At 34.0% G+C, this 12,480-nt stretch carries 10 protein-coding genes; 9 read left to right on the top strand and 1 reads right to left on the bottom strand.

Features of this window, described 5'->3' with window-relative positions:
- Nucleotides 1–18: 18 nt before the first annotated feature.
- Entirely contained in the window at nucleotides 19–258 is a 240-nt protein-coding gene (locus RTY06_RS11650; protein ID WP_002976354.1) for an acyl carrier protein, read from the bottom strand.
- Between the two features lie 180 nt (nucleotides 259–438).
- Between RTY06_RS11650 and folE the strand changes: the two genes are divergently transcribed.
- The 9 genes from folE to RTY06_RS11695 all read left to right on the top strand — a co-directional run bounded on the left by folE (nucleotide 439) and on the right by RTY06_RS11695 (nucleotide 12,433).
- Nucleotides 439–1,104 carry a GTP cyclohydrolase I FolE gene (gene folE / locus RTY06_RS11655; RefSeq protein WP_312825059.1) on the top strand — a complete coding sequence of 222 codons (666 nt, stop codon included), beginning with the start codon at nucleotides 439–441 and terminating at the stop codon, nucleotides 1,102–1,104.
- A gap of 138 nt (nucleotides 1,105–1,242) precedes the next feature.
- A complete protein-coding gene (gene cysS / locus RTY06_RS11660) occupies nucleotides 1,243–2,712 on the top strand; it encodes a cysteine--tRNA ligase (RefSeq protein ID WP_312825061.1) in 1,470 nt (489 codons plus the stop codon).
- Between the two features lie 98 nt (nucleotides 2,713–2,810).
- Nucleotides 2,811–3,542, top strand: coding sequence for a hypothetical protein (locus tag RTY06_RS11665; RefSeq protein ID WP_312825062.1), 732 nt, complete (start codon nucleotides 2,811–2,813; stop codon nucleotides 3,540–3,542).
- A 71-nt stretch (nucleotides 3,543–3,613) separates the two neighbouring features.
- Entirely contained in the window at nucleotides 3,614–6,265 is a 2,652-nt protein-coding gene (locus tag RTY06_RS11670) for a 4-alpha-glucanotransferase (protein WP_312825063.1), read from the top strand.
- A gap of 221 nt (nucleotides 6,266–6,486) precedes the next feature.
- Complete coding sequence (locus tag RTY06_RS11675; RefSeq protein WP_312825064.1) at nucleotides 6,487–7,461, top strand: hypothetical protein; 975 nt, start codon at nucleotides 6,487–6,489, stop codon at nucleotides 7,459–7,461.
- Nucleotides 7,462–7,561: 100 nt separating this feature from the next.
- Entirely contained in the window at nucleotides 7,562–7,936 is a 375-nt protein-coding gene (locus tag RTY06_RS11680; RefSeq protein WP_312825065.1) for a Spy/CpxP family protein refolding chaperone, read from the top strand.
- A gap of 106 nt (nucleotides 7,937–8,042) precedes the next feature.
- Nucleotides 8,043–8,552 carry a ferritin gene (locus RTY06_RS11685; RefSeq protein WP_312825066.1) on the top strand — a complete coding sequence of 170 codons (510 nt, stop codon included), beginning with the start codon at nucleotides 8,043–8,045 and terminating at the stop codon, nucleotides 8,550–8,552.
- Nucleotides 8,553–8,565: 13 nt separating this feature from the next.
- Nucleotides 8,566–10,446 carry a DUF3857 domain-containing protein gene (locus RTY06_RS11690; protein ID WP_312825067.1) on the top strand — a complete coding sequence of 627 codons (1,881 nt, stop codon included), beginning with the start codon at nucleotides 8,566–8,568 and terminating at the stop codon, nucleotides 10,444–10,446.
- A gap of 16 nt (nucleotides 10,447–10,462) precedes the next feature.
- Nucleotides 10,463–12,433 carry a transglutaminase-like domain-containing protein gene (locus RTY06_RS11695; RefSeq protein WP_312825069.1) on the top strand — a complete coding sequence of 657 codons (1,971 nt, stop codon included), beginning with the start codon at nucleotides 10,463–10,465 and terminating at the stop codon, nucleotides 12,431–12,433.
- Nucleotides 12,434–12,480 lie beyond the last annotated feature (47 nt).

Below are 12,480 nucleotides of genomic sequence, written 5' to 3' on the forward strand. Positions count from 1 at the left end.
TTTTCTGTCTAGATAATATTATTTATTTACAACTTCTTCGATGTAAGCAATAGCGTGACCAACAGTTGTGATTTTTTCTGCTTGGTCATCTGGGATTTGGATGTTGAATTCTTTTTCGAACTCCATGATAAGTTCTACAGTATCCAAAGAATCAGCTCCTAAATCATTAGTGAAGCTAGCTTCTGGAGTTACTTCTGTTTCTTCAACGTCAAGCTTATCAGCGATGATAGCTTTTACTCTTGATGCAATGTCTGACATAGTATTTATTTTTAATTATGTTAATTTGGTGCAAATATATAAAATTTCAAATCAAATCAATTTTTTTTTAGTTTTTTAAACTGGTTCTAAATCTATCTTTTTTATAATCAAATCTTTATATTTACTCTGGATAGGGTACAAAATTTTGTTTATTTTTGCGACTTATTATATAATGATATTATGGAACATTTTCCTGATAATGACGATGACTTGTTCACAGGCAAAGACCACACGCCGTTGAGACCTGATGCTTTTGAACTCAATCCAGAAGAAAAAATTAAAAAAATCGAAGGTCTTTTTGCCGAGATCATGCAAACTTTGGGATTGGATATGACCGATGATTCTTTGAAAGATTCTCCAAAGCGTGTTGCGAAAATGTATGTGAATGAGATTTTTGGAGGTCTTCTTCCTGAAAACAAACCAGGAGTTTCAACTTTCAAAAATCAATATAAGTATCGTCAGATGCTTGTAGAGAAAGACATTACTGTTTACTCTTTCTGCGAACATCATTTCTTACCAATCATCGGAAAGGCACACGTTGCTTATATTTCTAATGGTGAAGTGATTGGCTTGTCAAAAATTAATAGGATTGTGGATTATTATGCAAAACGTCCGCAGGTTCAGGAGCGTTTGACTATGCAAATTGTTGAAGCGATGAAAGAAGCTTTAGGAACGGAAAATGTTGCTTGTATTATTGATGCAAAACATCTTTGCGTCAATTGTAGAGGAATAAAAGACACAGCAAGTTCTACAATCACAGCAGAATTGAGCGGTATTTTCCGTAAAAATCCTACAACAAGAAGAGAATTCTTGCATTATGTAGGAACCCATATGAAATTAGATTAATAATGATAAAATTTAAAAAACAATCTCATAAAATCTTCATTGCAACAATTTTTTGTTGTTGATTACTCTTGTCATGCTGAGGTTCTCGAAGCATATTTTAAATCATTTATCAATTATAATTAATCATTAATTAAAACAATGCAACTAAAAATATACAACTCGCTTTCAGGCGAAAAAGAAGTTTTCAAACCAATATTAGAAGGTAATATCGGGATGTACGTTTGTGGACCGACGGTTTACAGCAATGTGCATCTTGGAAATGTGAGAACTTTTTTGTCTTTCGATTTTATTTACAGAAGCCTTCAGTTTCTTGGATACAAAGTTAGATATGTCAGAAATATTACTGATGCTGGACATCTCACGGATGATGGCGATATCAATAATGACAGATTCATCAAACAATCCAGACTGGAAAAATTAGAACCGATGGAAATCGTTCAGAAATATACCGTCGATTTTCACGATGTTTTGAAGAAATTCAATTTGCTTCCGCCAACAATTGAGCCGACTGCAACTGGTCATATCATCGAACAATTAGAACTAACGAAACTTTTGGTTGAAAAAGGTTTTGCTTACGAAAGCAATGGCTCAGTTTATTTCGATGTTTTAGAATACAATGCGAGAGGACTTAATTATGGAGAACTTTCCAGAAGAAATATAGAGGAATTATTCGCTAATACAAGAGATTTGGATGGACAAGGTGAGAAAAAAAATCCACAAGATTTTGCACTTTGGAAAAAAGCATCGCCGGAACATATTATGAAATGGCCGTCGCCTTGGGGAGAAGGTTTTCCGGGCTGGCATCTCGAATGTACTGCAATGAGTACCAAATATTTGGGAGATCAATTCGATATTCACGGTGGTGGAATGGATTTGAAATTCCCACATCACGAATGTGAAATCGCTCAAGGAAAAGCTTGCAATGGTACAGAACCAGTAAAATATTGGATGCACGCTAATATGTTGACGATGAATGGACAAAGAATGAGTAAATCAACAGGTAATTATATTCTTCCAATGGAATTGATTACTGGAAATAATGATTTCTTTGAGAAATCTTTTCATCCAAGCGTTTTGAGATTTTGCTTTTTACAGGCGCATTACAGAAGTGTTTTGGATATTTCTAATGATGCAATGTTGGCAAGTGAAAAAGGTTTCAATCGATTGATGGAAGCGGTTAAAATCCTTAATACGCAAGTTCAAGTTGAAGGTGTAGAAACTTCTTCTTTTGATTATAAAAATTGGAAAGAAAAAGTTCTGGAAGCTTTGAACGATGATTTCAATAGCCCAATCTTGATTTCTCATTTGTTTGAAGCAGTGAAGTTTATTTCAGCTTCGAAACTAGGTAAAGAAAGTATTTCTACGGAGGATTATGAAGATTTAAAACAATTCCTGAATGCTATTGTGTTTGACGTTTTAGGATTAGAAACAATTGAAGAATCTAATAATGATAAGCTTGACCAGACATTACAGGTTTTAATCGATTTGAGAAATCAAGCAAGAAAATCTAAAAATTGGGAATTGTCTGACCAGATCCGTGATCAGCTTCTTGAAAAAGGTATTGAGCTGAAAGACGGACGTGAAGGAACAACTTATCAGTTGATTTAATTAAAATTAATCATAAATATTAAGAAATACGGTTAACGAAAGTTAAACCGTATTTTTTGTTTCAATAAAAAACTATTTTTGAAGAAAATTACAACCATTTGAAAAGATTTATACTCTTTTACTTTCTCATCATCTCAATATCAATCAACTCTCAGACGATTTCAGGTGTTGTAGTTTCTGATGAAAGTGCGCGACTTCCAAAAACTCTGATTGTCAATATGGCTTCCGACCAAAAAGTTTATAGTAATGAGTTGGGCGAGTTTTCAATCAGTGCTAAAAATGGTGATGAATTACGTTTTGTAAGAGAAAACTATGAACGTGAAAAAGTAATAGTCAACAATGATTATTACCTGACCATTCGATTGACTAAAATTCCGGAAGAGATAGAAGAAGTTAAAATCATCAATAAAAGACTTGCAGAATCTCAGGAAGAAAAACTCAGAACGGATATTGGGCTTCCAAAAGGACCTGAGAAACCTCGCGAAAAACCTGCCGATGCAGTTGATGATATTGTGAAACCTTTGATAAGAATTCCTCCAATGGTGAATTTTCAAGCAATTTATGACGTTCTTAGCGGAAAATCCAGACGATTAAGAAGACTTTATAAATATGAAGATTTGCAGGAAGGTTTGGCTTGGATTCAAAATAATATTGACTTAGAATATTTTGCAGAAGCAGGAATTTCGCCTGAAAAGTTCAATGATTTTCTGATGTTTTCCTTAAAAGATGAAAAAGTTCTGATGTATATGAAAGCTAAAAATATTGGCGGACTTACAGTTTCTTTGGATAATCATATCGGTGCATATCTGGAAAAAATTGGTAAAAAATGATTTTTTTACAGGAATATTATTTATAATTCAATAAATCATTAAATTGCGTCAATATTAATAGACCTTAATAAATGAAACTATACTTTAGTGTTAACTTCGGAACAAAAGTTGGCCAGCGACTCGTTTTGCGCCTATTTGACGACAAAAACGAACATCGAGACTACGACTTAAGCTATTCCGAAAATAACAATTGGATCACCGAATTAGATTATTTTTCTAAATCAATTCTTTACAAATATCTTGTTGTGAGCGAAGATGGGGAAGTTTTGGATGAGGAAATTCCTTTCCACCAGCTCAATCTTCCGAACAGTTTTAAAGAATTTATGATTTTCGACCAATGGAATCTCAAAAACTTTCCTGAAAATTATTTAACCAATAAAATTCTGCATAATCGTTTGCTGGGTTTTCAGCCTGCGAAACAACCGGTTGTTAAGAAGCACACGCATTTTTTCAGAATTGAAGCGCCACTTTATCATCCAAATTGGCAATTGGTTCTTGTTGGAAATGTGGATGCTTTGGGAAATTGGAATTACGAAAAAGCTATTGAGTTGAGTGAAACAGATTATGGCGTTTGGGAAACCGGCGTTGAAATTAATTCTCATCAGACAATTCTTTACAAATACGCGATTAAAGATAAAAATACCGGCAAAGTTTTTTACATAGAACCAAACGAAAATCGTTGGGTTTTTGGAAATCCAAACAAGGATATTCTTTATGTGAAAGCGGACCATTATTTTAAATTTGATAATCATACGCTTTGGCATTCTGCGGGTGTTGCGGTTCCTGTTTTTTCTTTGAGAACTGATGACGGTTTCGGTGTTGGAGAATTTCCGGATATCAAAAAATTGGGAGATTGGGCTAATGAAACCAAATTGTCTGTGATTCAGATTTTGCCGATTAACGATACAACAGCGAATTACACTTGGACAGATTCTTATCCTTACGCTGCGATTTCGGTTTATGCGCTTCATCCGCAATATCTTTCGATTGAGAAATTAGAATATGCTTTGCCGAAAGATTTGATTGAAGATTATCAGGCAAAAAAAGCAGAATTGAATGCTTTGAGTTTGATTGACTACGAGCAGATGATTTCAGGAAAATGGAAATATGCAACGGCTGTTTTCGAGGGAAATCAAGACGCAATTCTTAAAGATAAAAACTTCAAAAAATTCATTAAAGATAACGAAGAATGGCTGATGCCTTATTCTGCATTTTGTGTTTTGAGAGACAAATACAAAACGCCCAACTTTAATGAATGGAAGACTCATAAAAAATATGTTGCAGGAAAAGTAGCGACACTTTATTCTCCAAAACATAAAGAGTATTCTCAATTAATGCTTCACGCTTGGGTACAGTATCAACTACATTTGCAACTTCAAGAAGCTGTAGAATATCTTCACAAACTCGGGATTTCCGTAAAAGGAGATTTACCGATTGGGATTTATCGATATTCTGTAGAAGCTTGGACAGAACCGGAATTATTCGGAATGGATTTTCAAGCTGGTGCACCGCCAGACCAATTCTCGGATTTGGGACAAAACTGGGAGTTCCCGACATACAATTGGGAAGTGATGAAAGCGGACGGTTACCAATGGTGGAAAAAACGTTTCAAAGTCTTAGAACAATATTTTGATGCAATGAGAATCGACCATATTCTTGGATTTTTCAGAATCTGGAGAATGCCGATTTCTGCGACTCAAGGATTGTTGGGGTATTTTTATCCTGCGCTTCCTGTGACTGAGAAAGAGTTTGCAGACAGACAGATTCCATTTAGCTTTGACCGTTATGTGAAACCGTTTGTGAATGACCCGATTCTTTGGGAGAACTTCGGTGATGTGAAAGAAAAAGTTCAGAATCATTTTTTTGATACTCATAATGGAACAATTACTTTCAAACCGGAATTTGATACGCAGAGAAAATTAACTGATTATTTCAAGAAAGAATCTTGGGATTGGGCAGAAGAAAAATTAATTTCTCTAGCAGGAAATGTTCTATTCTTAACTGAAGAAACTGAGAATGGAATCGTTTATCATCCGAGATTTAATATTGCAAAAACGACTTCTTACAAATATCTTCCAGATTGGGAAAAAGCAAAACTGAATGATGTTTATAACGATTATTTCTTCAAACGTCAGGACGGACTTTGGTATCAGAAAGCAATGGAAAAATTACCGGCTTTACTGAATTCTACAACGATGTTGATTTGTGGTGAAGATTTGGGATTGGTTCCGGATTCGGTTCCTGTTGTGATGGATAAGTTGGCGATTACCGCTTTGAAAGTTCAAAGAATGCCTTCTGAAAATATCGCTTGGTACGACCCGAAAAATGCAAGTTACCTGAATGTTGTAACCGCATCTTCTCACGACAGTTCTACACTGAGACAATGGTGGCACGAGGACAGAAATCTGACTCAGAAATATTTTAATAATCAATTAGGGCAATATGGAACTGCGCCTTGGGATTTGGCTCCGGAATTGTCAGAAATGATAATGAAACAGCATCTTTATACGGATGCAATGTTGGCGATTTTCCCTATTCAGGAATTTTTAGCAACTGACGAAGAATTGATGAATCCGAATATGGATGAGGAGAGAATCAACAATCCAGCAGTTTTCCCACACTATTGGCGATACAGAATGCACCTGAAATTGGAAGATTTGAAAACCAAAGACAGATTCAATCAAAAAATTGCAAGTTGGGTTGAAAACAGTGACCGATTTTAATCCGAAAAAATAAATTTTAAAGCCTTTCAAATTTTTTGAAAGGCTTTTTTGTTGAAAATTATTAGGCTGATTATCAGATGTAAATTTGATTTTTGAATTGAATTTTAATTCGAAATCTAAATTTTCGTTTAACTTTTATTATCCGTCAATATCCAAAAGATAGAAAGTTTCATTTCAAGGAAAAAATGGATTTTCGAATTTAATTTTTAAAATAAAAGAAAATGAAAAAGATAATTTTAACACTTGCTATTATTTTTGGAGGATTAGTTTCTGCACAAGATTACTACGACACTTATCCAACCGATTATAACGGATACGAATATTATGATGACTCCTACGATTATCCGGACGATTATTATTACAACTATCCAACGGATTATTATCCGGACCAATATTATCAAGGTTATTATAACGATTACCGAAATGCAGTTTTCTCTGTAAACTGGAATCAGTTTTTTGTTCAATATCGATTGAGTCCTTTCCAAATCAATCAGATTATGATTCTTAACAATCGTTTTGCTTCTTATGATGCTTGGAACTCTTATTACAGATGGAACCCGGACAGATGGTATTATGATAGATTTTATGCACTTCAAAATATCCTTGGGCCAAGAGTTTTTGTAGTGTATCAAAATGTTTATTTCCGTGGCGCAAGTCCGTTTGTCTATTACAGAAACAGAAATGTTAATTTTTATGCAAGACGATATCCGGTAAGACCAGTTTACAGAAATGTGAATATTAATATCTACAAAGTTAACCGAGGAAATTTCCGAGAAGGATTTAGAGAAAATGTCAGAAATCAAGGAATGATAAACCCAACCAGAAACAACGGAATCCGAAATGATAATCCAAGAAGTGGCTCTAACGGAAATAATTGGGGAGGAATCCGAGGTTCCGAAAATAATGGAATCAGAAATCAGCAAAACTCAGGAATCAGAACTAATGAAAATAGTGGAATAAGAAATTCCGGAGGGACAAGAGATAATAATTTTGGAGGAATAAGAAGCGGAAATAATTCTGATAATGTCAGAAATCAATCTTCTCCTAATATTAGAAATCAAGGAGGAATCAGACAAAATCAAAACTCTGAAAGAAAAATCGAGAACAGAAGTAATGAACGCTCTAACCAAAGAAATTCTACTCCGAAATCTGAAAGCGGAAACAGAGGTTCCGAAATGAGATTCACTTCCAGATAAAAGTATTTAACAAAAATTTATAATATCAGCAACTTAACATTATAAATTATAGTAAATCCAACAAACAGATAAAATTTATAAATATTAAAATCAATCAAAAATGAAAAAATTAATTTTAAGCGCAGCATTTCTTGGACTAGGAGTTTTCGGATTTGCTCAAACTACAGCAAAAGCAGACCATTCTCAGAAAAAAGCTGAACATCTTCAAAAATTAAAGCAAGAACTTAATCTTACTGATGCTCAAGTGGCTCAATTAAAAGCTTTACACGAGTCCAAAGCTGCAGAAAGAAAAGCTGAAATGACGGCTAAAAAAGAAGACAGAATGCAGAAGATGAAAGAGAATGAAGCAGAAATGCAGAAAATCTTAACACCGGAACAATACAAAAAATTCCAAGAGTTGAAAGCTAAAAAAATGGCAGAAAGAAAGGAGAAATTCCAAGATAGAAAAAGTGCTAATTCAGCAATTGTGAAATAAGTTTTTAGTTAGTGATTAATTTCAGAAAGAGTCGTTATATTTTTAACGGCTCTTTTTTTATATTTGAAAATTAAAGTTAAAATTTCATAAAATAATAAATAAAGTTATGGTTACTGATAAAATTGCTAAGCTTATTAATGAGCAAATCACAAAAGAACAATACGCTGCACATTATTATCTATCGATGTCTGCTTGGTTTTCCAGCAAAGACCTTGATGGGATTGCCAATTATTTCCGAGTTCAGAGCAAAGAGGAATTGATGCACGCAGATAAAATGTTTGATTATTTGAATGACGTTGGTGGAGAAATCGTGATTGGCGAAATTCCAAAACCACCACACGAATTTGAAAGCGCAATAGATATTTTTGAAAAAGCTTTGGAGCACGAAAAAATCGTTACGAAAAGTATTTTCAATATCGTTAAAAATGCTAATGATGAAAGTGATTTTGCAACAACATCATTCTTGCAATGGTTCATCAATGAGCAAGTAGAGGAGGAAGCTAATGCATCTCAGTATGTTACAAAAATCAAAATGGTTTCTGATAATCCTTCTGCTTTATATCTATTTGACCAAGAATTAGCACAAAGGGTTTTTGATCCTGCTGCTGAGAAATAATTCCTGAAAATCAATGAAAAAACTAATAACCCTATTGGTGTTAATGTCGGTCAAGACATTTTCACAGAATTATGCTGTCTCAGAGATTCCGGAAGAACTGAAGAAAGATGCGAACTATGTGGTTCGTAACAACAGTTCAGAATATATCATCAAAGCTGAAAATAATATCGAATTAAAAAAGAAAATTATTATTTCGATATTGAGTAAAGCTGGTGAAGGCGGTTCTTATGTTTACATTCCTTACGACAAGTACAGCAAAATTTCTGATATCAAAATCAGAGTTTTGGATGAGAATGGGAAACAAATCAAGACTTATTCAAAAAGTGATTTGAATGACGTGAGCCAGTCCGATGATTCCTATTTGTATTCTGATGACAGAGCTCTGAGAATGAGAATTATCCATCCGGTTTATCCTTATACAATAGAAACTTCTTACACAGAAAGGTCTTCTGATACTGTGTTTCTTCCTGTTTTACAACCTTATATGGACGAAAATGTTTCCGTGGAAAACTGGAGTGTAGAGTTCAAAAATGAGTCAGGGATTAAACTTCGTAAAAAAATAACTGAAGCATCTTTTGGAAAAGCAGAAATCTCGGAATCTGGTAATACCTTAAGAGCGGCTTACAAAAACCTTCCTGTTTACAGAGACGAAAACTATTCGCCAGACCAGAGAGTCGTTGTTTCCAAGGTAGAATTTGCTTTGGATAGAGCTTGTCTCAAAGGGATTTGCGGTGATTTTTCCAATTGGAATAGTTTTGCGAATTGGTACAAAGGTCTATTGGATCCGGTTTCTGTCATTACTCCGGAAATTCAACAAGAGATTAATGCACTTAATCTTACAGGAACTGTTTCCGAAAAAGTGCAGAAGATTTACCAATATATGCAAAGCAAGACGCGTTATGTTTTTGTAGCCATAGGAATTGGTGGTTGGCAACCGATGCCAGCTGATGAGGTTAGAAAAAAAGGCTATGGCGATTGCAAAGCTTTGACCAATTATATGCGCGTTCTGCTAAAAGCTGCTGGGATTCCTTCTTATTATTCGGTGATTTATAGTGATAAAACAGCTAAGATTTTTGATAAAGATTTTCCTAAGATGGATGGAAATCACGTGATACTTTGTGTACCAACCGAAAATGGAAATATCTGGCTAGAGAATACTTCTCAAAAGATAGCTTTTAATCATTTGAGCTATGGAACGATGGACAGGAATGTGATAATGGTAAAAGATGATTCCGCAGAACTTATAGATACGCCGAAATCATTATCAGAAAACAATAAGGAAGTGTTGAGAATCAAAGCCAATATCTCTGCAGATAATACATTGGATATAGCATCTAGTTTTAATTTTTCTGGAGGAATGTACGATATGTTTTTGCCTTTGATTTCTCTTTCTCCAACAGAACAGAAAGACGCACTGAAAAGACGTTACGATTATCTTCAGTTTTCCAGCATTGATTTGACTAATTTGACTAATGACAGAAATGATGCGAAGATTAATTTTGATCTGAACTTCAAAGCGAATAATTATTCTAAGTCCTTGGGATCTGATATTTATTTTCGTGCAATTCCATTTTTAGACTCCGATTTTCATTTGGAAAGCACAGATAGAAAACTTCCTATAGAGATTCCATTTGGATTTACGGATGATTATGAGATAGAATATACGATTCCTGATACTCACAAATTTGCCGAAACATTAGCTCCTGTAAAAATAGATTCTGAGTTTGGAAGTTTTTCTATGGAGTTTATCAATCAAGATAAAAAGCTTTTGGTGAAGAGAAAATTTATGTTGAAGAAAGGAACTTTTCCAGCAGATAAAGTTTCAGATTATATTAATTTCAGAAAAAAAACGAACAAAGTAGACCATACAAAAATCCTTATAACTAAACTATAAAACATAACCCTAATCAATGAAAACAAAAATTTTACAATTAGTATTGATACTTTCTGTACTACCTATTTTTGCACAATACAAATATCTCGACCTTCCAAAATTGGATAACAATGATTTGAAAGCTACTTCTTATGTGAAAAATCCGTCCGAAGCAGCTGAGATTCTTTTCAAATCTTATCATTATTACATCACAGATGGACAATTGAATTTGGATGTTATAAGCCGCGTCAAGATTTATAAAAAAGATCAGGCAGAAAAATTTCTTAATCAAGAAATCTATACTTATGACGGGAAAAACAACAAGTCTGAAAGAGTAACTTCTTTGAAAGTTTATACCTACAATCTTGTTAATGACAAAGTAGAAACAACAACTGTTGAAAAGAATTCTAAATATAAATCCAAAGAATCTAAGAACTATACTGTTACCAAATTTGCTTTTGAGAATGTAAAAGATGGCTCTATTGTGGAGTATAAATATTCGATTTTATCGCCTTATGTTTGGTCTATAGATAAAATAACGGTAGAAGATATTGTTCCAACAAGACGTTTCGATTATGTTTTGGATTTTCCAAAATATCTTGGATTTAATATTGACTACAAGGGAAGCTTAACTCCTAAAAACAGAGATGTTTCCGATAGAACTATCTATGGTGGAGAATATTATACTTATCGTTTTGGGTATGAAAATATTGCACCTTACAGAGATGAAAAATATGTTCATAACATAGATAATTACAGAACATCTATAAGAGCAGAACTCAATTCTACTAATATTACAAGAACGCCAGGTGCTTACGGATCTGGTGATTTAGGCGGTTTCAAATCTTATGCAGTAAGTTGGTCAGACATCAGAAAACAATTGTACGATTCTGAGTATTTTGGAGAGCAATTGAAAAAGAAATCCTATGTGAAAGATCTTCTGCCTGCTGATATCAAGAATATGACTTCTCCCGAAGAAAAAGCAGCCGCAATCTTAAAATATGTTCAGAAGAATTATACTTGGAACAACTATTACACTGTAGGAGCAGAAGAAGGAAAAGGGCTTAAAAATCTTTTGGAAACCAAGGTTGGAAGCTCTGGAGAAATAAATATTTTACTGATTTTGCTAATGAGAAGCGCAGGTCTGGAAGCACAACCAGTCGTTTTATCTACAGTAGGAAGAGGTCTCTTGTTGGATCATTCACCTTCTGTTAATCAGCTCAATTATGTTTTAGCAATTCTTGATATCGCTGGAACACCTAAGATCTATGATGCAACTTCTAAGATGACAATTCCTAATCTTATCCGTCCAAGTGCGCTTAATTATAATGGTTATATAATGACGGAGAAGGAAGCTAAAAAAGTTAATATCTTTTGCCCAGGAAAAAGCGTAACTTATCTTACTGTAGAAGCAAAACTAAACCCGACAGGTAGTGTGGAAGGTTCTTTTTCTGATAAAGATACAATGTTGTATGCTATGATGAACAACGAAAGTTATAATGAAGATAAAATAGCTTACCAACAAGAATCTTATAAAGATCGATATACATTTCCCTTTACCAACATCAAAACAGAGTTGTTAGATAATAATGATTTCCAGACTAGTTTTGATTTTGATTCCGACACTTTTGTGGATGGGATTGGTGGAAAATTAGTTTTTAATCCATTGTTGTTTTTATACAACAAGTCTCATCAGTTTGATCAAACGGATGAAAGACGTTCGCCAATCGAGCTTTACACAGGTTATGATAAAATCAAAAAAGTAACCATTACTTTGCCCGATGGTTATGCTTTTGAAAATGTTCCTAAGTCCAAAAAATTCCGAACAGAAGATAATGCAATTCAGTATGTTTATAAAGTAACGCAGGAAGGGAATAAACTGACTGTAGAAACCACAACGACAGTTGAAGATCCAGTTTATCCAAAAGAATATTATCCAGCTTTCAAGCAGATTTTTGATAATATTACCAAGATGGAAGGGCAGGTTGTAACGGCTGTCAAAAAATAAAATAAGAATCCCGAGAAATTATTCTCGGGATTTTTGTCTATAATCTA

Source organism: Epilithonimonas sp., assembly GCF_032055105.1.
Classification (GTDB): Bacteria; Bacteroidota; Bacteroidia; order Flavobacteriales; family Weeksellaceae; genus Epilithonimonas.